Origin of the sequence: Geobacillus sp. TFV-3, assembly GCF_009901865.1 — a bacterium.
Taxonomy (GTDB): domain Bacteria; phylum Bacillota; class Bacilli; order Bacillales; family Anoxybacillaceae; genus Geobacillus; species Geobacillus thermoleovorans_A.
Genome location: NZ_MPSP01000001.1, coordinates 2,490,718 through 2,514,733, shown reverse-complemented (window position 1 = coordinate 2,514,733; position 24,016 = coordinate 2,490,718). Strand labels below are relative to the sequence as shown.

Here is a 24,016-nt window from a genome sequence, read left to right as displayed (position 1 = left end):
GCTCGGCTTTATTCCGTTTTTCGGCCTGCCAGCTCGCTTTGTGCTTGAGCAATGAGCCGTTTCGTCATTTCTCCGCCGACGGAACCGTTGGCGCGCGAAACGGTGTTTGCCTCGAGCTGTACGCCAAACTCTTGGGCGATTTCGTATTTGATTTGTTCCAACGCTTGTTCGATGCCTGGAACAAGCAGTTTGTTGCTTGAACGAGCCATATTGAAATTCCTCCTTGATGATTTTTTGGATGCGGTATGATTAGTATGGACGATCTAACAAAGAGATATGGTTGGGAATTACAGGGGGAATTTTTCATTAAAAAAAGATTGCAAACGTTTTCGGTTATTGTTTATAATGAAAACGAGCAGATGACCGAAAACGTTTTGGAGGAATGGAAGTGACAACCATTAAAGATATTGCCAAGGCAGCGGGAGTTTCCATTACGACGGTTTCACGCGCGCTGAACGGCTATTCCGATGTGAATGAAAAAACGAGGCAAAAAATCATGGATATCGCGAAGCAGTTGAACTACAGTCCCAATACACTGGCGCGCGGGCTTGTCATGAATAAATCGAAGACGATCGGGCTGCTCGTTTCTGGATTAACAAGGGAAAGCGCCAAAGATAATTTTACCTTTGAGGTGCTGGCCGGTGTCAATGAGTATGTCAGTGAAGTCGATTATGATATGGTGCTGTTCAGCACGACATCGACCAAGCAAAGAGAAAAAACGTATACACAGCTTTGTCGGGAGCGGCGCGTCGATGGGGTGATTTTGCAGGGGATTCGTACGGATGACCCGTATTTGCATGAGGTCGTTGAAAGCGAAATTCCATGTGTCCTGATTGATATTCCCATCGAGTCCAAAACCGTTGGCTATGTGACAACGGACAATGTGCTGGGTGCGAAAAAAGCGGTGCGTCATTTAATTGAGCTCGGGCATAAACGGATCGCGATGATCAATGGATATGAATACGCATTTGTGAGCGAACAGCGGGTGAAAGGATTCAAGGAGGCGTTGATTGAAGCAGGTTTGCCCGTACGCGAATATTGGATTGCCAATGGAGCGTTCCGCGAAGAAATCGCGGCGCGGGAGGCCTTGAGGCTGCTTCAGCAATATCCAGAAATTACGGCTTTCTTTTGTGCAAGCGATTTAATGGCGCTAGGTGTCATCAAGGCAGTAAAACAGCTTGGAAAGCGGGTTCCGGACGATGTGGCCGTGATTGGCTACGATGACATTATTTTAGCGTCCTATTCATCGCCTGCGCTCTCCACCATCGCCCAAGACAAATTTGCCATGGGATATGAGGCCGCCAAACTGTTGATTGATATGCTGGAAGGCAACGCTCAGTCCCATGTCAAGATTCTGGAAACAGAACTGAAAATACGGGGGTCGACGGTGAAAAAAGATTGATGGAGGCCTTTTTTCACCGCCCGATCCAGTTTTAGCTATATTCCAAAACGTTTCGGATTGTTATGGTGTCATGAAGACCGTTTTTTTTGAATCATGAATGAAAACGTTTTGGAATTCGCTTGCAAAGCATAATTGACACGGGAAAGGCATCGCGCTGTTCAGCCGATGATGACAACCTAGAATCAGGGGGAAGCAACATGGATTATCGAGTGATTAAAGAAAACGATGTGTTTTTATTGACGGATCAAGATGGGAATATCCCCGAACATCATCCGTACGGATTAGGGCTGTATACAAAAGACACCCGTTTTTTGAGCAAATGGAGTTTGCGCATCAATGGGGAAGAACCCGTGCTGCTGGCGTCTGATGCGGCTCAAAATTATGTCGCTACCATTTTATTGACAAATCCTCATATTGAACGGGACGGAGAGCTGATTTTGTGGCGCGAATCCGTCGAAATTGAGCGCAAACGATTTATTTATGCGGGTGTGCTCTATGAAACCATTAAGCTGAAAAATTATCATCCTAAGCCGGTGCAATTGGAAATCAGCGTGCATATGGATGCTGATTTTGCCGATATGTTTATCGTTCGCGGCTTTCAGACAGGAGAGGTGGGAAAGCGGACAGGCCAGACCATTGGAAAACGTTCGCTCACGTTCCATTACGAGGGAGCCGACGGAGTGGAACGGGCAACGAAGGTCAGCTGGGATCGAGAGGAGAAAACCGTTAAGGAGCATGGAGAAATTGTTTTTGATTTTGCACTCGACCCGGGGAAGAGCAGACGGTTACGTTGATGGTCGAACCGATCATCGGCAAAACAGGCAGAGTGGAGGTCATTCCGCCTGAACAGGCGCTTCAATTATTGCAAGAATCATATCAACGCTGGGAAAGGGAAACAGCGAACGTCATCACGGACGAACAACAGTTTGAGCGTTTAGTCCGCCGGGGCATCGGGGATTTGCGGGTGTTGCTTACGGATCTTGGCTGTGGGCCATTTCCGGTGGCCGGACTTCCGTGGTTTGGCGTTCCCTTCGGCCGGGACAGTTTGATTGCGGCCTTGCAGCTACTCCCGTTCAACCATGAAATAGCCAAAGGCACGTTGTTGACAATGGCCCGCTATCAGGGAACGAAAGTCGACCCGTGGCGCGATGAACAGCCTGGAAAAATCATGCATGAAATTCGATTCGGTGAGTTGGCCAATACGAATCAAATTCCGTTTACCCCTTATTACGGAACGATCGATGCGACGCCGCTCTTTTTAGTTCTGTTGGTGGAGTATGTCAAATGGACCGGCGACTTCGATCTCGTCCGGCAGCTTCGACTAAACATTGATGCGGCGCTCAATTGGATTGACCGGTATGGCGACCGCGACGGGGATTTATTTGTCGAGTATTTCCAGGAGTCGAGCAAGGGGATTGCCAATCAGGGATGGAAAGATTCAGGCGATTCGATTGTGCACGAAAACGGCGAGTATGCCCGCGCGCCGATCGCCCTTGTTGAAGTCCAAGGCTACGTTTATCACGCCAAAATGGGGCTTGCGGACATTTTCGAACAGCTTCAGGAAATGGAAAAAGCAGAAGCGCTTCGAACGCAGGCGGAAGCTTTGAAAAAGCGCTTTGAAGAACAGTTTTGGATGGAAGATCGGAAATTTTATGCTCTTGCGTTAGATGAAAACAAAGCCCCTGTCAGAACAATTACATCGAACCCAGGTCATGTGCTGTTTTCAGGAATGCTTGAAGGAAGGCGGGCGGATGCCGTCATTGACACCCTTCTTTCGGAAAAAATGTTTTCGGGTTACGGCATCCGGACGATGGGCGAAGGAGAAGCGGGATATAACCCGATGAGCTATCATAATGGAAGCATTTGGCCGCATGACAACAGCCTCATTTTGCTTGGCTTAAGCAAACTGGGACGGAGGCGCGAGGCAAAGACGGTCATTGAAGGACTCATGGAAGCATCGATGCATTTTGAGTATGATCGCTTGCCGGAGTTGTTTTGCGGCTACAGCCGGTCAGAGGGAAAACCGGTTCGCTATCCTGTCGCTTGTTCCCCGCAGGCGTGGGCGGCCGGCACGCCGCTTGTGTTTGTTCAGGCGTTATTAGGATTGTTTCCTAATGCGTTGGAAAAGAATATTTATTTGTCGCCGACATTGCTTGATTCGATGAATATGTTGCGTGTGGAAAACATCCTAATCGGCGGCGGGCGGTTGTCATTGACGATTACCCGTGAGCAGGATAACTTCCATGTCCAAATCGATGAGAATACGACGGGTTGGGATATTGTCCTTCGTTAAAAGCAGGGGAAGCATTCCTTTCCCTGTGTATATAAACCAATTTTTAGGGGAGGTTGTTTACATGGGCAAAACAAAGTGGATGGCAGCGCTAGGCATTACAACGATGCTGTTTGGCAGCCTTTTGGCCGGTTGCGGCGGTGGTGAGAAAAGCGAGAAGGCAAACGGAGGGAGTAAGCAAGGCGAGAAAGTAGAAGTCACGTTAGCTGGCTGGGGCGGCAATCCGAGCGAGCAAAAGTTGCTGCGGCAAACGCTTGACGATTTTGAGAAAAAACACCCTAATATTAAGGTCAAGTATGAAGTCATTGCCGACCAGTATATGGATGTCATCAAAACCCGTTTAGCGGGTGGGCAAGGGCCGGATGTGTTTTACCTTGATGCATTTGAAGCCCCAGCTCTGATTGAAACAGGGGCGCTTGAGCCGCTTGACAAATATGTAACGGACGATTTTGACATTAACGATTTTGAAAAGCCGATGCTTGATGCGTTTAAAGGGAAAGACGGGAAAATTTACGGGTTCCCGAAAGACTATTCGACGCTGGCACTGTTTTACAATAAAAAGATGTTCGAAGAAGCAGGCGTTGAAGTCCCAAAAACTTGGGATGAACTGCGGGAAGCGGCGAAGAAGCTGACAAAAGGGAAACAAGTATACGGATTTGGCGTTGCACCCGAACTGGCGCGCTTATACTACATTGCTGAATCCAAAGGCGGCAAAGTTGTGACAGATAATAAAGCGAGTTTCGCTGATCCGAAAGTCGTCGAGGCGCTCCAGCCGATCGTTGATATGCACTTAAAAGATAAGTCGGCAGCCCAACCTAATGAAGTTGGAGCCACATGGGGCGGCGAGATGTTCGGTCAGGGCAAAGCTGCTATGGTGATTGAAGGGAACTGGGCGATTCCATTTTTACAAGACACGTTCCCGAATTTAGAATTCGGTACAGCGGAAGTTCCAATGATCAATGGCAAAAAGGCGACGATGGCGTACACAGTGGCTTATGTCATGAACAAGGACTCGAAAAAGAAAGAAGCGGCTTGGGAGCTCATCTCGTATTTGACTGGCAAAGAAGGCATGAAAACATGGACGAGCAAAGGGTATGCTTTGCCAACGCGGAAATCGGTCGCTGCTGAATTGGGATTTGACAAAGATCCGTTGCGGGCGCCATTAGTCGCCGGAGCATCGTATGCAACTGTATGGCAAAACGGAACGAACTTGCCGATTATTGTCAACAACTTTAATAACCAATTTGTCAGCGCTTTTCTAGGGGAACGACCACTTGCTGATGCGTTAAAAGAGGCAGAAAAAACAGCAAACCGTGAAATCGAAAGCAAGTAGATGAAAATAGGCCTCCGGCAGGGGCAAAAAGCTCCCGCCGGGGAGCTGTTCCTTTCTTTCTAACAGCGGCTTTATGGCCGCGTTAGAAAGAGAGGAACAGCGATTTGATTCTCGGCAAGGGGATGAAAACAATGAAACAAGCTTTCACGAAAAAAATGAAACGAGAAACGGGGACAGCTTACTTGTTCTTATCTCCGACGTTATTTGTACTCCTTTTATTCATCATCGGCCCCATTGTGTTTGCTATTTTTTTGGCGTTCCATAAGGTGCAACTATTAGGGACAATGTCGTTCAAGTTTGTGGGGTTGGACAACTTTGTTCGCATGATTGATGATACGCGGGCAAAAATCGCTCTATGGAATACGCTGAAATACGTAGCCATTGTCGTTCCATGCCAGACGATGTTAGCCCTTGTATTGGCTGCTGCCTTAAATGCTGGGTTGAAAGGGGAAAAGTTCTTCCGGATCGTTTACTTTTTGCCGACCTTGACTTCCTCAGCAGTACTGACGCTCATTTTCATGTGGATGTATAACCAGAACGGTTTAATTAATCGCGTTCTTGAATCGGTTGGGCTGCCGACGTACAACTGGATCGGTGATCCGGACGTTGCGCTGAATGCCATTATGATCATGAATATTTGGGCGACAGCCCCATACTTTATGGTCATTTATTTGGCGGCGTTGCAAGATATTCCTGATTCGTTGTATGAAGCAGCGGAGCTGGACGGCGCGAACGCTTGGCAAAAGTTTTGGTACATCACTGTTCCGTATTTGCGCCCAGTTACGTCATTTGTCGTCATCATGGGATTAATTGGGACGTTCCAATTGTTTGATCAATCGTATATCTTCTCAGCTGGATCCGGAGGTCCAAATAACTCCACGTTGACGGTTGTTCTCCTTATTTACCAGTATGCGTTCAAAACGTTGGGAACGATGGGGTATGCGGCTGCACTGGCAGTTGCATTGGCCATCATTATTTTAATTGCGACATTGTTACAGCGGAAGTTGTCAAAAGAGGAATCCCTTTATTAAGGAGCTGAGGATGGGATGAAAAGAAGAACAGGCATTGGGAAAGCTCTGCTGTATGTTATTCTTGTCGGATACGCGACAATCACAATTATTCCATTTTTATGGGCATTGTCTTCTTCGTTTAAAACACTTGAAGAGATTGTCAGCGGAACAATATCTTTGATTCCGAAACAATTTACACTTGATAATTATAAGCAGATTTTTATTGAACAGGAGCTGTTCCCGCGTTGGTTGTTCAACAGCATAGTGATTGCCGTTTCCGTGACTATGCTCAACTTGTTATTCAATTCCATGGCTGGCTATGCATTGGCTCGGTTGCAATTCCCCGGAAGAAAATCATTATTTTTGATCATTTTGGCTGTGTTAATGATTCCAGCGCAAGTGACGATGATTCCGAACTATTTGATTTTGAAGCAGCTCGGCTGGCTGAACTCGTACCAAGGAATGATCGTGCCGACGATGGTGAACGCCACGTTTATTTTCATGATGCGACAGTTTTTTATCAACTTCCCGAAAGAGTTGGAAGAGGCGGCGGAACTTGATGGACTCGGACGGCTCGGGATCTTTTTCAGGATTGTTCTTCCGCTCGCTCGTCCGGCGTTGGCGGCTCAAGCTATTTTTGTGTTTATGGGATCATGGAACGACTTTATGCGTCCGCTCATTATTTTGTCCGACCCTCAATTGTTTACACTGCCGCTTGGACTTAACAGTTTCAAAGGGCAATATATCAGCTACTGGAACTACATTATGGCTGCATCAATGGTGTTTACCATGCCTGTATTGGTTATTTACGCCTTTTTCAATCGCTATTTTATTAAAGGGATTTCATTCACAGGTGGAAAATAACAGATATTTTGCATAATGGTTTACCGACCATTGCGAAAAGGGGCTGTTTGCCGAAAGGAAGGTTGTCATCCTTTGGCGGCAGCCCTTTTTCATTCGGCATATCCCATAAAAAAACGTACATTAAGTTGCAATAAAGAATTTCTGATTTTTCGTTTCTGTTTTGACCCCCATACAATTCGACTATGCTATAACTTTGCGAGTGATCGGCTGGATGTAAAACAAAATTTCAATTTATATAGGTGGAAATATAGACCCCATTAGGAAAGGAACCTAAAGCGATGGAATGGACGATGCGGCTGCCAAAAAACTGGTCGGGGATGGGCGGTTGCTGCGCTCGCCTCGATTCTGCTTGTGATGACGCTTGGTAATCGCTTTGCTTGAAGTGGGAGTCTTCTTTCGGAACTATGATAAAACGCACCTGAACGAGGCATGATAAGAAAAAATGCGAAAGGAGGATGGGTGTGGCTAACGTCGCATTTCCAGTCGCCCGTCTTCATGATGGGACGCTTCGCCAGCTCCAGCAACTCGAACAGCGGCTGCGTGAAGAAACAGGAGAAGAAATTGTGCTTGTCGCTTATGAGCGAAAAACGGTTGATGAGGAGGCGAAACGATGATGAAGCGGAAAGTAAAATTTGATGCAGCGAAAAATAACAACAAAACGCCGACGGAAAGTTTGCCGGATACCGAATTTGCGGCCCAATACGCTGGTGAAGAAGACATGATCCGCGGCGCAAACCGCAATTCGAAAAAAGGACGCCAAGGAGGCGGCGATGGGTAAAGAGCATAAGGAGCGGTCCGCTCGAATGAATGAAGAAATGGCGTTTGAATGGGGCGATTTCGCTGCTCACGAGCCGCTTTGGCTGATCGAGGAGCAAAAGCAAGCAAAGGAGAAGGGGACAAAACAAAAAGAGCCGCCGCGGTGAGGCTGCCGTTTTGATGGGATTGGATCGGTGGGCGGACAAAAAAGAGCGCTGGAAACAGCGCTCTTTTCGCTTGGGCGTTCAAGCTGATGCAGATGACGTGAACAGGGTGGAAAGCGGTGCAGAAAAGACCATAGCTCCTGTGCCAGACGGGTCGAAATAGGCGACGATGGCCGTTGGCGCAAACGCGAGCTGCTTCGCGGCGATATAGCGGCCGACATCGATCGGCACGATTTCAACGACCGTATGTTTAAACAATTCCTTTTCCCCAAGCCCGAGGGCGGCAAAGTCCTTCCCAAGCGCCTCGGGGCGCTCAAGCAGCGCGCGGTAGACGGTCGTGCGCGTCGTTTTCTCCGTTTTTTCTTCCCACCACGGCTTGCGCGGCTTATGCTTTTGTCCACCCAAGTAGTCGTATTTCATGAGCGATTCGGCCACAGGCAGGGCATCCGGCGCACACGTACGTAAAAACTCATGCAAGCGGCGGAATAAATCCTCAAGCTGATGGCCGATGCGCGCCCAGCCGCGCTCATCCCAATACGCGCCAAACTGCTGGAAAAAATCAAACGGCGATGGGAACACATCGGTCACCAAGTACTCGATCGTTTCGTCCATTCGATGGGCGTTCCAATACTTTTCGAGCACATCTTCCACTTGCTTGATGCGGATGACGTCATCAAACGACAAAACGTTGTTGGCGAGCACTTCGTATGGCGCATGGTCCATATACACATAGCCGTACTCCTCGGCGCGCAGGCGCAGCCCAGTGCCGCGCAGCAGCTTCAAAAAGCCAAGCTGCAGTTCTTCCGGGCGAAGGGCGAACACGTCGTTAAACGTTTTTCGAAACGAATTGTAGTCTTCTTCAGGCAGACCGGCGATCAAATCCAAATGCTGGGCGATTTTCCCGCCTTCTTTAATCATCGTCACCGTTCGCGAAAGTTTTGCGAAGTTTTGCTTGCGCATAATGAGACGGTTCACTTCGTCGTTTGTCGACTGGACGCCAATTTCAAAGCGGAACAGCCCGGGCGGGGCCTCCTTGTTTAAAAACTCGATGACCTCCGGGCGCATAATGTCGGCGGTAATTTCAAACTGAAATACCGTTCCCGGTACATGTTCGTCAATTAAAAAGCGAAACATGTCCATCGCATAGCTGCGGCTGATGTTGAACGTTCGGTCGACGAATTTGATCGTCCGCGCTCCGTGCTTCATTAAATAGCGCAAATCGTCCTTGATTTTTTCACGGTCAAAATAGCGGACGCCGACTTCGATCGAGGAGAGGCAAAACTGGCAACTGAACGGGCAGCCGCGGCTCGTTTCGACATAGACGATCCGGTTTGGAAGATGTGGAATGTCTTCCGGAAAGCGAAACGGCGACGGCATGTCAGCAAGGCGGAGCTTGTTCCGTTGTGGGTTCATGACGATGCGGTCTCCATCGCGAAACGCCAGCCCTGCGACATCTGCCACTTCTTGGCGCCTTTCTAAGGCAAAGAGCAACTGTTTAAACGTTTCTTCCCCTTCCCCGATGACGATAAAATCCAATTCCGGCACCCGCTCCATCCATTCACGCACATCGTACGACACTTCCGGTCCGCCGGCGACGATGACAATATTCGGCGCTGCTTTTTTCAACAGCTTGACGACTTTGATCGTTTCTTCAATGTTCCAAATGTAGCAGCTGAAACCGACGACATCCGGACGGCGTTGGTACAAATCGGTCACAATGTTCAGCACTGGGTCTTTGATCGTATACTCAACAAGCTTGACGTCAAACTCTGGCTGCGCGTATGCTTTTAAATAGCGGATGGCCAAATTCATATGAATGTATTTGGCGTTTAATGTTGTACAGACGATGTTCATCGCAGCAAAACCCCTTTGATCAGCGTAACTAACTAATCTATCATTATAATGCAGTTTCGCCAAACGAAAAAGATAAAAAACTTGTCGAACATTGTGGAAAAGAATTTTAAAAAATCTTCGTAAATCAAAGGAGGAGTAAATTTTTCCACATCGAATATATATTTCGTTGAATGGTTTGAATAGACAAGGAGAGATGGATATGGCCCAAAGCCTTTCTCCTCAAGAAGAACAAAATGCGTCGCCGGATGTGCGGCTGCTTGAAGAGGAAAATCGCCGGCTAAAAGAGCGATTGAACAGCTACTCGATCATTTTCGAGCGGTCGCTCGATGCGATCGTCATTTTAAATAAAAACGGCGAATTTGTCGATGTGAACGAAGCGGCGTGCAAGCTGTTTGAGATGGATAAGTTTTCGTTGATCGGCCATTCGTTTTCTTCATTTCTCGAACTCGTGCCGCCCGATATTTTGCTGTTTCAACGCTCGATGTTGCAAAAGTTCGGTTCGTTCAGCGATGAACTGCTCATCAAACTGCCGGACGGCAAAGTGAAGCATGTGGAATTTTCGATGAAAAAGGATGTGTTCGACGAATTTGACCTTGTCATGATGCGCGACATCTCAGCCCATAAGGCGCTTGAGCGCGAACGCATCATTCATGAGTTTTTGTTTCGCGACGTATTCAACCGCGCCGTTGACGGCATCGTCATTTTCGATGAATTCGGGCGGTTTATCGATGTCAATCCGGCGTTTTCGATGAGCTTGAACTTGGAAAAAGGAAAACTGCTCAATTTGTCGTTTCAGCAGTTCGTTGCCCGCGAATGCGCCAATGAGTTCGCTCGGTTGCTCGCGGAAGTGAAAGAAAAGGGAACGGCCAAAGGCGAGTTGTCGCTTGTCCGCCCGGACGGAACGGTGAAAATGTTTGAGCTGACGGCGACTTCCAACGTCTACAGCGGGTTTTACATGGCCATTATGCGCGATGTGACGGAACGAAAAAATATGGAAATCAAGTTGCAAAAAAGCGAAGAACGGTTCCGGGCTATTTTCGAACAAGCGCATGAAGCGATCCTCATTTGGGACGATTTTGGCTGCATATTGAACGCCAATCCGGCGGCGAGCCGGACGTTTGAGCTGCCCTTGAATTTGCTTGTGCGCCGCAATTTGTTTGATTTTGTCGACTATGGGGACGAAAAGGTGAAACGCATTTTCAGCGAGTTCCGCCGCAAAGGGGAAATCCGTGACGAGCTGACGTTTCATATGCCGAACGGTGAAGATAAGCAGCTCGAGTTCACAATGAAAAAAGGAGCGATCGACGGGTACCACTTGACGATTTTCCGCAATGTGAGCGAGCGGCGGAAAATTGAGCGTGAGCTGCGCGAAAGCGAGCAAAAGTTCCGGAGCATTTTCGATCATGCGATGGATGGCATTTTGCTTTGGGATGCGCAACATCGGATCATCGACGCCAATCCGATTGTCTGCGGCATTTTTTCCGCCGAAAAGGAGGAGCTGCTTGGCCGGAAGGTGGTCGAGCTCGTTCCGGAACGGGCGCACCGCCAGCTCAATAAGCTGCTTCAACAATGCCAACGCACCGGCGAAGCGAGCGGCGAGGTCGAATTTTTCGACGAGGGAAAAGGGAGAATTATTGAGTTTTCGCTGAAAAAGGAAGTGATTCCGGGCGTCGGGATGATGATGCTTCGCGATGTGACCGAGCGCAGAGAGATGGAGCTGCAGCTGCGCAAGTCGGATACGCTCAACGTCGTCGGCGAACTGGCCGCCGGCATCGCCCACGAAATCCGCAACCCGATGACGGCGCTCAAAGGCTTCATCCAGCTGTTGCAAGGAAGCATTGACGGCGACTATTCGATGTATTTTAATGTCATTATGTCGGAATTGAAACGAATTGAGTCGATCATCACCGAGTTTCTCGTCTTGGCGAAGCCCCAGGCAGTGCAATACAGGCAAAACGACATTTGCAAAATTATGCAAGATACGATCGATTTGATCAGCGCCCAAGCGATGATGCACAACGTGCAAATCATCGCGGATTTCGAAGACGGGCTGCCGCCGGTGTATTGCGAGCCGAATCAGCTGAAGCAAGTGTTCATCAATATTTTGAAAAACGCCATCGAAGTGATGCCAAAAGGCGGGGACATTACGGTGCGCATCACCCGCGCCGGGTGCTATGTGCGCATCTCCATCACCGACCAAGGATGCGGCATTCCAAAAGATAAAATCAAAAAGCTTGGGGAGCCGTTTTATACGACGAAAGAACGCGGCACCGGCCTCGGCTTGATGGTCAGCTATAAAATCATAGAAGAACATCAAGGGAAAATTGAAGTGGAAAGCGAAGTCGGCGTCGGCACGACGTTCCATATCACGTTGCCGATCGAACGAACGGAAAGAGAGGACGACGATGACGATTGAATATGCAGTATACCGCTCAGAGCTGCTCGGCGACATTTACATCGCCTCCGACGGCGACGCGATTGTGAAAGTCGAGCTGTTTCTAGAGGAATGGCGCGCGTTCGCCGGCGACCATCGGGCTGTCAAAAGCTGGTCGCCGCTTCTTGAATGCGCGCTTAGGCAGCTGGATGAGTATTTCCACGGTCGACGCCAAGTATTTGACTTGCCGCTGAAGTGGAAGGGAACAGCCTTCCAAGAAGAGGTGTGGGCGGCGCTTTGCCGCATCCCATACGGCGAGACGGCGACATACGCTGACATCGCCGCGCAAATCGGCCGCCCGAAAGCGGTGCGCGCCGTCGGCCAGGCAAACCGGGCGAATGAACTGTCGATTCTCGTTCCGTGCCACCGTGTTGTCGGCAAAAACGGCGCTCTTATTGGCTATGCCGGAAGTCGCACCGATGTAAAGGAGAAGCTACTCGAGCTTGAGCGGCGCTATAAGTAGATGACGCTCTTGCGTTCGCGGAACAGGCAAAGGGTTTTGTATGCGGATGCTGCCATGAAGAAGGCGGAAAAAGAGGTCGATGGCTTGCCTAGAAAAACGCGTCTGCCCCCGAGGATTGCCATCCACGGGGGCAGAGATCGGGCGTTATTTTTTTTGCCAATGCGACAAGGCGAGGGCGCCGACTAAAATGGCGCCTTTTATAATGTCTTGGGCGTAATACGGAACGTTCATCATCGTCAAGCCGTTCAGCAACACGCCCATTAAAATCGAGCCGAACAATGTGCCGATGACGTTCGGCTTGCCGGCGCCAAAGACGGAAAATCCGATGTAGGCGGCGGCGACGCTGTCCATTAAAAGCGAGGCGCCGGCTGACACTTGCCCGGTTCCGATGCGCGAGGCAAGGACGATGCCGCCTAAGGCGGCGAAAAAGCCGCTGACGACATACGCATACGTCCGGTAGCGGTTGACCGGAATGCCGGAGAGCCTTGCCGCCTCACGGTTTTCCCCCGTTAAATAAAAGAGGCGGCCGGGTTTGGTGTACGTTAAAAACAGATGAGCGGCAATGACGACAAACAGCATAAGCAAGACCGAAAACGGCACGCCGAACAGCTCTCCCTGGCCGATAAATAAAAAGGAAGGAATGAATTTGCCCGGCGCCGTGCCTCCATCAGGCAACGGCATGTCGTTGTAGATCGAAAACCCTTTTGTATAGGTGAGCTGCACGCCGTTAATGGCGTACATCGTCGCCAACGTCGCGAGCAAATCCGGCAGTTTGAATTTGACGATCAACAACGAGTTCAAAAGCCCGACAGCAATGCCGAGCAACAGCGGCACGAGCAAGGTGACGAAAATTTCTTGGCGGTACAGGACGAGCGCCGCGGCGCTCGCGATCGTCGCGAGGCTCACCGTCGAACCGACGGACAAATCGAAGCCGTCGACGATGAGCGAAAACGTAATGCCAATGGCCACCAAGGTGACGATCGAAATGGAACGCAAAATGTCACTGAAGTTTTCATACGTAAAAAATCGGTCTTGCGTGACGCCGAAGTAGGCGATAACGGCAAGAATGGCCAGCAAGGTGCCGTGTTTATACAACCATTCAAGAATGGACGGCGCCGTTTTTTTCGACGGCGTTGTGGAAACGGCTGGCTGGCTCATGGATCTCACCTCCGCTGCAATAGTAAACAAGCTGTTCATACGTCAGTTCAGCGGCCGGCAGGCGGGCGAGCAGCCGGCCGTCGACCATCACGTAGATGGTGTCGCAAATGTCAAGCAGCTCTTGAAATTCGCTGGAAAAGTACAGCACCGTTTTTCCTTCATCGGCAAGGGAGCGAATGATGGAAAACACCTCTTGCTTCGCGTGGACATCGATCCCTTTCGTCGGTTCGTCAAACAAAAAGACGCGTGCGTTTGTGTTCAGCCATTTGCCGATGACGACTTTTTGCTGGTTGCCGCCGCTTAAGTGGCGGACGGCCGTGGCGCTTGACGGCGGATGAATGCCGAGTGAGCGAATAAGCCTATCGGATTCAGCCGTTTCTTTCGTTCCGCTGATCCATTGCCAGCGCGACAGACGGGAAAGAAGACGGACGGTTACGTTCGTTTTTACCGACTCGGGCAAAAACAGCCCTTGTTTGCGCCGTTCTTCCGGGATGAGGCAAACGCCGGCGGCGATGGCTTCATAAGGCGATGAGAACACGTAACGTCTGCCATCAATTTCCCACTCGCCAGATGTGTTTCGATGGGCGATCAAGCTCTCAGCGAGCTCCGTCTTGCCGGCGCCGACCAAACCCGCGATGCCGACGATTTCGCCGCGGTGGGCGTATAGGTTGACCGTTGTCCCGGTTTTGTCGATCAAAATTCCGCGGGCGGCAAACGCGATGTCGCTTCCGTATGTGCGCCTTTGTTTCATCGTGACAGCCCGTCTTGTTCCGGTCATATGCAAGACGATGTCTTCAAGAGGCAAACGGCGGGCATCTCCGTGATAGACGACGCGGCCGTCGCGCAAAATCGTCAGCCGGTCAGCGATCTCTTGAACTTCTTTCAGTTTATGAGAGATGTAAATAAAGCCGACGCCTTGCTGCTTCAGTTCATCGATGATGGCAAACAGACGCCTTGTTTCCGCCTCGCTTAAGGCGGCCGTCGGTTCGTCTAGGATGATATAGCGCGCGTTGGATGACAGCACTTTGGCGAGCACAATCAGCTGCTTTTCATGGAGCGAGCAGTCGCGAACCAATTTCGTCGGCGGCAACGACAGGCCGACGCGGCGAAGCAGGGCGGCGGCCCGCTCTTTTTCTTGACGCAGCGAGCGAATCGGCCGTTGCTTCACATGGACGAACTCGTCCGCTGCTACGTTTTCGTAAATCGGCAAACCGGGAAACAGCGCTGTGTCGACTTCTTGAACGACGAGGCCGATGCCGGCTTGTTTTGCTTCGCGCGGCGATGAAAACGTGTATATTGTACCGTCGATCGTGATCGTACCAGCATCGGTCGGAATGGCTCCGGCTAAAATGTTCATGAGCGTGCTTTTGCCGGCGCCGTTCATGCCTAAAAGGGCGTGGACTTCGCCAGGACGAATGTCGAAGTCCACACCGTCAAGCACGCGCACGGCGCCAAACGATTTTTCAATGCCCTGCATTGACAACCTGTTCATTTTTTGTTCACCTGGGCTTCCAACGTTTTCATCCACGGCGAGATGGCGACATTGGATTGCCCCCAGCCCGGAATGTATTGCGAAAGCTCATTCATCGACACTTGTTTGTCCGGAAGATCGGACCGTTTCACTAAGTGCGGCTCAAGCGAGTAAATATTCGGCGTTTTTTCTCCGGCGATTTTTTGATACGCGAACCGCACTTGGACACGGCCGACTTCGGCTGGGTCGGTCGCCGTTGTTGCCACCCATGGGCTGTTTGGTTTTTGGATCATTTGCAAGTCTTCATCGCTCAAATCGATGCCGTACACTTTAATTTCCGTGCGCCCGGCTTGCTCGATGGCACGCGTCGCTCCTTTGGCGAATTCGTCCCATGTCGCGAAGACAGCGTCGATATCGCCTTTATTCGGATATTTTTTCAAAATCGCTTCCATTTGCGTTTGCGTGTCCAAAGCTGTGTTGGCGCTCGCCGTGCCGAACTTGGCGATTTCTTTAATGTTCGGGTAACGTTTTTTGAACGCCTCGTAAATGACATGGCGCCGCTCCATCGGGGTAAAGCCGCCGACCCAAATCGTGACGATGTTGCCTTCTCCGTTTAAGTCTTCTGCGAGCGTTTTTAATGTTTTCCAGGCGAGGCTGTAGTCGTCTTGGTCGATGACGGTGACGCCGGGAATGTTCAAATCGTTGTCAAACGCCACAACTGGAATGCCTTTGGCGACGGCTTTTTTCACCGGGCCTTCGAGCGCATCAGCGCGGCCGTGATCAAGCAAAATGGCGTCCACATTTTGGGTAATGGCCGTCTCAACATACGATGCCATTTTGGTTAAATCGTTGTCCGCGTTGTAAATTTGCACTTCACCGCCGAATTTTTGCACTTGTTCTTTGACGCCGGCGATGTATTGCGATGAGAACGTGCCGATGGACAGTTGCATAATGGCGGCGATTTTCACCGGTTTTTTCAGTTTTTCCGGAATGGCCGCCTGCTCGCCGCTTGTTGCGGTTTGGCTGTTTGATGATGAGGTGTCGCCTTTGTTGCTTGTTTGCTTCGTTTCATTGGCCGGATTGGAGTTCATAGCGTCTTGCTCGTTCGTGCAGCCGGCTAAGACGGAGAATGCGGCAAAGAAAAGAAGAAAAAGGGAAGATAAGGCCTTAAATCGTTTCATGTTGCTCCTCCTTTGTGAATAATGATGGCAACGTTGTGTGGTAATTGCCGCCAATGATGCCTTTTTCGGTAATGATGGCGGTAATGAGTTCGTTTGGTGTTACGTCAAACGCCGGATTGTATACGTTGACGCCTTCCGGGGCGATGCGCACGCCGGCGATGTAGGTCACTTCGTCCGGATGGCGCTCTTCGATCGGAATGTCCGCACCTGTTTTCGTCGCCAAATCGATCGTCGACAGCGGCGCAGCGACGTAAAACGGAATGTCAAACGACTTGGCGAGCAAGGCGAGGCCGAATGTGCCGATTTTGTTCGCCGTATCGCCGTTTTGCGCGATCCGGTCGGCGCCGACGATCACGGCGCTGATCTGTTTTTCTTTGATCGTTTGCGCTGCCATGTTGTCGGTAATAAGCGTCACATCAACACCCGCTTGCATTAGTTCCCAAGCAGTCAGGCGCGCCCCTTGCAGCACCGGCCGCGTCTCAAGGGCGTAGACGGACAGCTCGATCCCTTTTTCTTTCGCCAAATAAAACGGAGCGAGCGCCGTCCCGTAGCGGGCCGTGGCGATCGAGCCGGCGTTGCAAATCGTCATCACCCGGTCGCCTGGTTGAAAGAGCGACAAAGCGTGTTCACCGATGCGGCGGCACACATCCTCATCTTCGACTTGAATGTGGATCGCTTCATGGATGAGTGTCGTTTTCGCCTCGTTGATGGAGGCGGCGTTTTCGACAGCAGCGACGAGCCGGTCAAGCGCCCAAAACAAATTGACGGCGGTTGGGCGGGCGCCGGCCAGGTAGTCGCGATCTTGTTTTAAGCGGCGACGGAATTCATCGACCGACTCGGTGTCATAGCTCGAAGCGGCGAGCGCCAGACCATAGGCGGCAGTGATGCCGATCGCCGGCGCCCCGCGCACTTTCAGCGTGGCGATCGCGTCATAGACGTCTTCCAGAGTGTGCAAGTCGATATATTCCGTGACCGTTGGAAGTTTTTGCTGATTTAAAATCGTCACATGCGTCCCGCGCCATTCGACGGAGCGTGGGATGGCAAAGGTGCTCATCGCCATCTTCCTTTCTCTTTTTTTGGTTTGTCCGGGTCAGCGCTGTGCAACTTGCGTCGAGACCCGGACGATTGTATGGCATTATCGTTCCGTTTCGGCAAACAGGCGGCGGAAGTCTTCTGTTCCGGTGAGCTCGCGGCGCTCAATGATCAGGCGGCGGCCGAGGCGAAGCGCATGCCGCTTGGCGGCAAGGCGCGCCTCTTTTTGCTCGATCCCGTCAAGGTCGGCCACATGGGCGAGGCCGATCGTTCGGCGGATGACTTCGCAGCCGGCAAAACCGACGGCGTCAACGAACGCATGTCGGAGCACGTCTTCAAGCAAACCGGGCGTCGCGGCGTACGTTTCCAAGCTTTCCGTGCGCCAAAGCTGCGAGAAGATGGACGCAAAGACGTCCCATGTTCGGTCGATATGGGCAAAGAGCGGCTGGCGCTCGGATTCAGGGCGGGACAACGCATTTAACAGCAAGTTGGCAAAGAATTGGCCGAGGTCAAACCCGATCGGGCCGTAAAAGGCAAATTCCGGGTCGATCACTTTCGTTTCGTCGTCGCTGGCGAAAATGCTGCCGGTATGCAAATCGCCATGCAAAAGCACATCGGCTTCGGTTAAAAACTTGCGCTTCAGCTTTGCTGCTTCCAGGTGGAGGCGGTCATCGCGCCAAAGCGATTCAACGTCTGGGCGCAATCTGTCTTCAAAGTTGTTCGTGTCATGGTCAAAAAACGGGTCGGTGAAGACGAGGTCTTCGGTAATTTTGCACAGTTCCGGATTGACGAAGCTTTGCGCCAATTTCTTTTTCTCTTGCTGGTTCATGCCGAAGTCAGACGTATAAAACGCCGTTTTGGCGACAAACTCGCCGATATGCTGGGACAAAAGCGGATACGTTTTCCCTTCGATCAGCCCTTTGCGAGCGATTTGCAAACGGGATAAGTCTTCCATCACCGTAATGGCGAGCGATTCGTCAGAATAGTAGACTTTTGGCACGTATTGCGGCACGTAGCTCGCAAACGTGCGCAGCGCGTTGCTTTCGATGACGGCGCGCTTTAACGTGAGCGGCCAGCTTTCGCCAACCACTTTGGCGTACGGCAGCGCTTGTTTGATGATGACGCCTTGTTTCGTTTCTTGATCGACGATATGAAAAACAAGGTTCAAGTTCCCGTCGCCGATCTCGCGGCATGCAAGCGGCGCCCCGTCGCGGAATAGTCCAAGACGGACGGCGAGCGCCACCGCCTTCGGTTCGGTCAGCGGTTCGTAAACCGATGTTTGAACAGTGGTCATTTCCTTGTTCCCCCTTTTTTCATTTCGCTCGTTTTCAAATGCCGGTTCTGACGCGCGCTAAAAACTCAGTGTTTCCGGCAAATGAAAAAGCCTCTTTCGCATACGGAAAGAGGCTTGAAGATTCATTACGTTCTTCGCGCCTCTTATCTTTCAGAAAGACATCGGTCTTTCTGTTGGACTTAGCACCGTGCCCTGCGGAAGCATGACGCTTCCGGCGCCGCCCTTGGCGTGCGCCCTATCTCACGATAGCATTACGGTCGGTTGCTGGGCTTCATTGGGCCAATTCCCTCAGCCAACTCTTGATAAGAGTACCGATTCCTCGTATTCAGTTTTTGCAATTTTCACGATGTTATCAATTGTTTGGTTGCTTGATTCGAATGATACATGGTCGGTCAATCGATTGTCAATACATTTTGAAAAATTTTTTTGCCGCCTCGTAGTCATGCGGCCGGCGGTCGGCAAACACGGGGATGCGCGCACGGACGTCCGCAACGAGTTCGGGGGCAATGTCGGCCGAGAGAATGCCTGGCTTCTCGTCCGCCTCGGCGATCACTTCGCCCCATGGGTCGATGACGAGCGAATGGCCGGCAAAGACGTTGTTCGGGTCGCGGCCCGCCCGGTTGCAGGCGACGACGTAGCATTGGTTTTCGATCGCCCGCGCCATCAGGAGCGTCTGCCAATGGTGCAGGCGGGGAAGCGGCCATTCGGCGACGACAAACAGCACTTCCGCCCCAGCCAACGCATGGGCGCGAATCCACTCCGGAAAGCGGATGTCGTAGCAAATGACCCCGGCGCATGAAAGCCCGTCGAGTGAAAACAAGCCTAAGCTGCTTCCCGGTTGCAAATACAAATGTTCATCCATTAATTGAAACAGATGGAGTTTGCTATATTCGCCGACGATTTGGCCGCTGCGGTCGGCGACAATCATCGTATTTGTCACACCGGCGGCCGTTTTTTTGGCGACGGAACCGGCGATGAAATGAACACCGTGCGTTTGCGCTAAGCGGGAGGCGAACGCTTTCGCCCGTTCGGCGCCTTCGTCGGCAATCTCATCTAGGCGCGTCAAATCGTAGCCGGTCGTCCATAATTCCGGCAGCACGATGATATTCGCGCCATCCTTGACGGCCGATTCAATGGCGCTTTCTGCGCGCCGTTCGTTTTCGTTCGGGTCGCCAAATGCGATGTCAAGCTGGAGGCAGGCGATGCGGATCGTCATGAGTTTTCACCTCGAAAAAATTTTGCTTTACATTTTGCTTTTAACGATATATGATGTTGCACTAGAATTTCAAGAATTTTTAAGAAGGTGTGGGCGATGACAATGGAATTTCCTTTTTCCGAGCTGCTTGAGCAGCTGCCAAAGCAATTTTTCGCCTCGCTTGTCGCGAAAGTTGGGGAGAAAATCAAGGCCGGATGCGACGTGATCAATTTAGGACAAGGCAACCCGGATCAGCCGACGCCGGTGCACATTGTTGAAGCGATGCAGCGGGCGTCGGCCAATCCGAAATACCATAAATATTCGCCGTTTCAAGGCTATTCGTTTTTGAAAGAAGCCATCTCCGCGTTTTACGCACGTGAATATGGAGTGAAGATCGATTCGGCCCGCGAAGTGGCCATCTTGTTCGGCGGCAAAGCCGGGCTTGTCGAATTGCCGCTTTGCCTCGTCAATCCGGGAGATGTCGTGCTCGTCCCGGATCCCGGCTACCCCGACTACTGGTCGGGGATCGCCCTTGCCCGCGCGCGGATGGAAATGATGCCGCTTGCGGCGGAAAACGGTTTTTTGCCGGACTATGAAGCCATTCCGGCGGCAGCGGCCGACCGGGCGAAGTTGATGTTTTTAAATTACCCGAACAACCCGACCGGCGCGACGGCGACAAAGGAATTTTTCGCGGAGACGGTGGCGTTTGCCGCCAAGTACGGCATTGCCGTCGTGCACGATTTCGCTTATGGGGCGATCGGGTTTGACGGCCGAAAACCGGTCAGCTTCTTGGAAGCCGATGGGGCGAAAGACGTCGGCGTTGAGATTTACACCTTTTCGAAAACATACAATATGGCCGGCTGGCGCGTCGCGTTTGCCGTCGGCAACGAGCGGATCATTCGGGCGCTTGAGCTGCTTCAGGATCATTTGTATGTCAGCTTGTTCGGCGCCGTCCAGGAGGCGGCCGCCGCGGCGCTCCTTGGTCCACAAGATTGCGTAACGGAGCTGGTCGCCTTGTATGAAGCGCGCCGCAATGCGTTCATCGCCGCGCTCTGCGAGATCGGCTGGGAAGCGCCGGCGCCGTCCGGGTCGTTTTTCGCCTGGCTTCCGGTGCCAAAAGGCATATCATCCGCCGAGTTTGCTGACATGCTGCTTGAGCGGGCGCACGTCGCCGTCGCCCCAGGAATCGGGTTCGGTGAGCGCGGCGAAGGGTATGTGCGCGTCGGCCTGTTGACCGATGAAGAGCGGCTTCGCGAAGCGGCCGAGCGGATCGGCCGCCTTGGATTGTTTGAAAAAAATTTTTGAAAAATGATTGACAACGCCAATCGGTGATGTCATAATTCAAAGTAAATTTGCCAATCGTTTGACAAGTGCATAAACAAGCAGGCTTTCTTATCAAGAGCAGGCGGAGGGACGAGCCCAATGAAGCCCGGCAACCGGCTTGGCGCGCGCCAAGCACGGTGCTAATTCTTGCAGCGGAAACGCTGAGAGATAAGAAGAGCGCCATGAACGAGTGACGCCTCTTCTTATGAAGAGGCGTTTTTATTTCGGTGTTGAGAGGGATGAACGATGAGTGCAGTGATTGCAACGTATTTGCTTCATGATGAAAAAGACATTCGGAAAAAGGCGGAAGGGATCGCCCTCGGCTTGACGGTCGGCACGTGGACCGACTTGCCGGCATTAGAGCAAGAGCAGCTCCGCAAATATAAAGGGGAAGTCGTCGCGGTCGAAGAACTGGGTGAAAGCGAGCGGGTGAACGTCTATTTCGGCAAGCGGCTGAAGCGGGCAATCGTGAAAATCGCCTACCCGACGGTCAACTTCAGCGCCGATTTGCCGGCATTGTTGGTCACGACGTTCGGAAAATTGTCGCTCGATGGGGAAGTGCGGCTGCTTGATTTAGAGCTTCCGGATGAATGGAAGCGGCAGTTTCCCGGGCCGCGCTTTGGCATCGACGGCATTCGGGACAAAGTCGGGGTGCATAATCGCCCGCTGTTGATGAGCATTTTTAAAGGCATCATCGGCCGTGATTTGGCGTACTTGACGTCGGAATTGAAAAAACAGGCGCTCGGCGGCGTTGACCTGGTCAAAGACGATGAAATTTTGTTTGACAGCGAGCTTCTTCCGTTTGAAAAGCGGATCACCGAGGGCAAGGCGGCGCTTCAGGAAGTGTATGAACAAACGGGCAAGCGGACGCTCTATGCCGTCAACTTGACCGGCAAAACGTTTGCGTTGAAGGACAAAGCGAAACGAGCCGCTGAGCTTGGCGCTGATGTGCTGTTGTTTAACGTCTTCGCTTACGGGCTTGACGTGCTGCAAGCGTTGCGCGAGGATGAAGAGATTGCGTTGCCGATTATGGCTCACCCGGCGTTCAGCGGCGCTGTTACGCCGTCCGAATTTTATGGGGTGGCGCCTTCGCTTTGGCTTGGAAAGCTTTTGCGGCTCGCCGGCGCCGATTTCGTCCTGTTCCCGTCGCCGTACGGCAGCGTCGCCTTGGAGCGCGAGCAGGCGCTCGGCATCGCCAAGGCGTTGACGGATGAACAAGAACCGTTTGCCCGGGCGTTTCCGGTGCCGTCGGCTGGCATTCATCCAGGATTGGTGCCGCTCCTTGTCCGCGATTTCGGCCTTGACAGCATCGTCAACGCCGGCGGCGGCATTCACGGCCATCCGGACGGGGCGATCGGGGGCGGCCGGGCGTTTCGCACGGCGATCGACGCGGTGCTGGCCGGCCGTCCGCTCCGCGCGGCGGCAGCAGAAAACGAAGCGCTGCAAAAAGCGATTGACCGCTGGGGCGTCGTTGAGGTGGAAGCATGACGAAACAGCTCGTTCTCTTTTGCGATTTTGACGGCACAATTACGGAAAACGACAACATCATCGCCATTATGAAACAGTTCGCCCCGCCGGAGTGGGAGGCGTTAAAAGACGACATTCTCGCTGAGCGCATTTCCGTTCAGGAAGGAGTCGGGAAGATGTTTTCCCTCCTTCCGTCCGCATTGAAGGATGAAATTGTGGATTTCCTTCGGCGCACCGCCCGGTTGCGTGCGGGATTCCGAGAGTTTGCCGCGTTTGCGAAAGAGCGGGGAATCCCGCTTTATATCGTCAGCGGCGGCATTGACTTTTTCGTCTATCCGCTGCTTGAAGGGCTCATTGAACCGGAGCGCATTTTTTGCAACGGCTCCGATTTCAGCGGTGAGACGATTCGCATTACATGGCCGCATGCGTGCGACAGCCAGTGCCAAAACGGCTGCGGCTGCTGCAAGCCATCGCTCCTTCGCAAGCTTGCCCGCCCGAACGGGTACCATGTCGTCATCGGCGATTCGATCACGGATTTAGCGGTGGCGAAGCAAGCGGATTACGTGCTGGCGCGCGACTTTTTGCTCGAAAAATGCCGAGCGCTCGGCTTGCCGCATGCGCCGTTTGCGACGTTTTTTGACGTGATTGATGCGTTGCAGCGGATGGAGGTGATCGTATGAGCATCGTCGTGAAAAAGTGGAATGAGCTCGCGGAAGTGAAAGCCGAGCTTGCCGCCCGCGACTGGTTTTTCGCGACAAGCGGCAACTTGTCGATCAAAGTGACGGACGACCCGTTGACGTTTTTGGTGACAGCGAGCGGCAAGGATAAGCGGAAGCAAACGGATGAAGATTTTCTGCTTGTTTCCTCCGCCGGAAAACCGGTGGAGGAAACAAGCTTGAAGCCATCGGCCGAGACGCTCTTGCACGCGGAAATTTACGGACGGACGAATGCCGGCTGCGTCTTGCACGTTCATACTGTCGACAACAACTTGATTTCTGAACTGTATGCGTCAAACGGGGAAGCGGTCTTTTCTGGCCAAGAAATCATCAAGGCGTTTGGCATTTGGGAGGAAAACGCCGCAGTGCGCATCCCGATCATTGACAATTACGCCGACATTCCGACGCTCGCTCGGGAGTTTGCGAACCATGTTCATGGCGACGCCGGCGCCGTGTTGATCCAAAACCACGGCATCACGGTCTGGGGCCGCGATGCGTTTGAAGCGAAAAAACATTTGGAGGCATGGGAGTTTTTGTTCCGCTGGCAGGTGAAACGGCTGCTTTTGCAGCGGGCCGGCCTGCCGGTTGGCTAATCCATATACATTTTTC

At 51.9% G+C, this 24,016-nt stretch carries 21 protein-coding genes, 1 pseudogene and 2 riboswitches; of the genes and pseudogenes, 14 read left to right on the top strand and 8 right to left on the bottom strand.

The genetic code is table 11. The annotated features are described in order from the left end of the window. Window positions 1-8 precede the first annotated feature (8 nt). A complete protein-coding gene (locus BJQ97_RS12635) occupies window positions 9-209 on the bottom strand; it encodes an alpha/beta-type small acid-soluble spore protein (protein WP_160156847.1) in 201 nt (66 codons plus the stop codon). Window positions 210-388: 179 nt separating this feature from the next. Here BJQ97_RS12635 and BJQ97_RS12630 point away from each other — a divergent pair, with 179 nt between their 5' ends. From BJQ97_RS12630 to BJQ97_RS17435, 8 genes and pseudogenes are all read left to right on the top strand, one after another. Next, entirely contained in the window at window positions 389-1,402 is a 1,014-nt protein-coding gene (locus BJQ97_RS12630) for a LacI family DNA-binding transcriptional regulator (protein ID WP_160156846.1), read from the top strand. A gap of 197 nt (window positions 1,403-1,599) precedes the next feature. Continuing rightward, a pseudogene (locus BJQ97_RS12625) lies at window positions 1,600-3,695 on the top strand (amylo-alpha-1,6-glucosidase). A gap of 61 nt (window positions 3,696-3,756) precedes the next feature. Continuing rightward, window positions 3,757-5,025: an ABC transporter substrate-binding protein gene (locus BJQ97_RS12620; RefSeq protein ID WP_044731947.1), complete on the top strand. Its 1,269-nt coding sequence runs from the start codon at window positions 3,757-3,759 to the stop codon at window positions 5,023-5,025. A 131-nt stretch (window positions 5,026-5,156) separates the two neighbouring features. After that, the gene (locus tag BJQ97_RS12615; protein WP_160156845.1) at window positions 5,157-6,056 is read left to right on the top strand and encodes a carbohydrate ABC transporter permease; all 900 of its coding nucleotides are present in this window, start codon (window positions 5,157-5,159) and stop codon (window positions 6,054-6,056) included. A gap of 15 nt (window positions 6,057-6,071) precedes the next feature. Continuing rightward, entirely contained in the window at window positions 6,072-6,899 is an 828-nt protein-coding gene (locus BJQ97_RS12610) for a carbohydrate ABC transporter permease (RefSeq protein WP_160156844.1), read from the top strand. Between the two features lie 461 nt (window positions 6,900-7,360). After that, on the top strand, window positions 7,361-7,513 hold the full coding sequence (locus BJQ97_RS17440; RefSeq protein WP_201451695.1) for a hypothetical protein: 153 nt from the start codon (window positions 7,361-7,363) through the stop codon (window positions 7,511-7,513). Then, window positions 7,510-7,677 (top strand): hypothetical protein, encoded by a 168-nt coding sequence (locus tag BJQ97_RS12605; RefSeq protein WP_011230441.1) that lies wholly within the window; start codon window positions 7,510-7,512, stop codon window positions 7,675-7,677. The genes BJQ97_RS17440 and BJQ97_RS12605 overlap by 4 nt, the downstream gene beginning before the upstream one ends. Continuing rightward, the gene (locus BJQ97_RS17435) at window positions 7,670-7,822 is read left to right on the top strand and encodes a hypothetical protein (RefSeq protein ID WP_201451694.1); all 153 of its coding nucleotides are present in this window, start codon (window positions 7,670-7,672) and stop codon (window positions 7,820-7,822) included. Before BJQ97_RS12605 ends, BJQ97_RS17435 begins: the two co-directional genes overlap by 8 nt. 78 nt (window positions 7,823-7,900) lie before the next feature. Here BJQ97_RS17435 and BJQ97_RS12600 read toward each other — a convergent pair whose 3' ends face one another. After that, window positions 7,901-9,673 carry a B12-binding domain-containing radical SAM protein gene (locus BJQ97_RS12600; RefSeq protein WP_160156843.1) on the bottom strand — a complete coding sequence of 591 codons (1,773 nt, stop codon included), beginning with the start codon at window positions 9,671-9,673 and terminating at the stop codon, window positions 7,901-7,903. Window positions 9,674-9,872: 199 nt separating this feature from the next. On the opposite strand from BJQ97_RS12600, the gene BJQ97_RS12595 reads away from it, so the two are divergent. Both BJQ97_RS12595 and BJQ97_RS12590 read left to right on the top strand, forming a co-directional pair. After that, window positions 9,873-12,089, top strand: a complete 2,217-nt coding sequence (locus tag BJQ97_RS12595) for a PAS domain-containing sensor histidine kinase (RefSeq protein ID WP_160156842.1) — start codon at window positions 9,873-9,875, stop codon at window positions 12,087-12,089. Continuing rightward, window positions 12,079-12,570 (top strand): methylated-DNA--[protein]-cysteine S-methyltransferase, encoded by a 492-nt coding sequence (locus tag BJQ97_RS12590; protein ID WP_160156841.1) that lies wholly within the window; start codon window positions 12,079-12,081, stop codon window positions 12,568-12,570. The genes BJQ97_RS12595 and BJQ97_RS12590 overlap by 11 nt, the downstream gene beginning before the upstream one ends. 144 nt (window positions 12,571-12,714) lie before the next feature. Here the strand turns inward: BJQ97_RS12590 and BJQ97_RS12585 are convergent, their stop codons facing one another. From BJQ97_RS12585 to BJQ97_RS12560, 6 genes are all read right to left on the bottom strand, one after another. Continuing rightward, window positions 12,715-13,728, bottom strand: a complete 1,014-nt coding sequence (locus BJQ97_RS12585; protein ID WP_160156840.1) for an ABC transporter permease — start codon at window positions 13,726-13,728, stop codon at window positions 12,715-12,717. Next, window positions 13,670-15,220, bottom strand: a complete 1,551-nt coding sequence (locus BJQ97_RS12580) for a sugar ABC transporter ATP-binding protein (protein WP_160156839.1) — start codon at window positions 15,218-15,220, stop codon at window positions 13,670-13,672. Before BJQ97_RS12580 ends, BJQ97_RS12585 begins: the two co-directional genes overlap by 59 nt. After that, window positions 15,217-16,380 (bottom strand): sugar ABC transporter substrate-binding protein, encoded by a 1,164-nt coding sequence (locus tag BJQ97_RS12575; protein WP_160156838.1) that lies wholly within the window; start codon window positions 16,378-16,380, stop codon window positions 15,217-15,219. Before BJQ97_RS12575 ends, BJQ97_RS12580 begins: the two co-directional genes overlap by 4 nt. Further along, complete coding sequence (gene mtnA / locus BJQ97_RS12570) at window positions 16,367-17,434, bottom strand: S-methyl-5-thioribose-1-phosphate isomerase (RefSeq protein WP_160157615.1); 1,068 nt, start codon at window positions 17,432-17,434, stop codon at window positions 16,367-16,369. Before mtnA ends, BJQ97_RS12575 begins: the two co-directional genes overlap by 14 nt. An 81-nt stretch (window positions 17,435-17,515) precedes the next feature. Then, on the bottom strand, window positions 17,516-18,706 hold the full coding sequence (gene mtnK / locus BJQ97_RS12565) for an S-methyl-5-thioribose kinase (protein ID WP_160156837.1): 1,191 nt from the start codon (window positions 18,704-18,706) through the stop codon (window positions 17,516-17,518). Between the two features lie 140 nt (window positions 18,707-18,846). Next, window positions 18,847-19,015: riboswitch (SAM riboswitch) on the bottom strand. 94 nt (window positions 19,016-19,109) lie between these two features. Continuing rightward, a complete protein-coding gene (locus BJQ97_RS12560) occupies window positions 19,110-19,922 on the bottom strand; it encodes a carbon-nitrogen family hydrolase (protein ID WP_160156836.1) in 813 nt (270 codons plus the stop codon). A 96-nt stretch (window positions 19,923-20,018) separates the two neighbouring features. On the opposite strand from BJQ97_RS12560, the gene BJQ97_RS12555 reads away from it, so the two are divergent. The 4 genes from BJQ97_RS12555 to BJQ97_RS12540 all read left to right on the top strand — a co-directional run bounded on the left by BJQ97_RS12555 (window position 20,019) and on the right by BJQ97_RS12540 (window position 24,000). Further along, a complete protein-coding gene (locus BJQ97_RS12555; RefSeq protein ID WP_160156835.1) occupies window positions 20,019-21,206 on the top strand; it encodes a pyridoxal phosphate-dependent aminotransferase in 1,188 nt (395 codons plus the stop codon). Window positions 21,207-21,290: 84 nt separating this feature from the next. Next, a riboswitch (SAM riboswitch) is annotated at window positions 21,291-21,399 on the top strand. 71 nt (window positions 21,400-21,470) lie between these two features. After that, window positions 21,471-22,712, top strand: coding sequence for a 2,3-diketo-5-methylthiopentyl-1-phosphate enolase (mtnW, locus tag BJQ97_RS12550; RefSeq protein ID WP_044731934.1), 1,242 nt, complete (start codon window positions 21,471-21,473; stop codon window positions 22,710-22,712). Then, the gene (gene mtnX / locus BJQ97_RS12545; RefSeq protein ID WP_160156834.1) at window positions 22,709-23,371 is read left to right on the top strand and encodes a 2-hydroxy-3-keto-5-methylthiopentenyl-1-phosphate phosphatase; all 663 of its coding nucleotides are present in this window, start codon (window positions 22,709-22,711) and stop codon (window positions 23,369-23,371) included. Before mtnW ends, mtnX begins: the two co-directional genes overlap by 4 nt. Beyond that, a complete protein-coding gene (locus tag BJQ97_RS12540; RefSeq protein ID WP_160156833.1) occupies window positions 23,368-24,000 on the top strand; it encodes a methylthioribulose 1-phosphate dehydratase in 633 nt (210 codons plus the stop codon). The genes mtnX and BJQ97_RS12540 overlap by 4 nt, the downstream gene beginning before the upstream one ends. The last annotated feature ends 16 nt before the right edge of the window (window positions 24,001-24,016 follow it).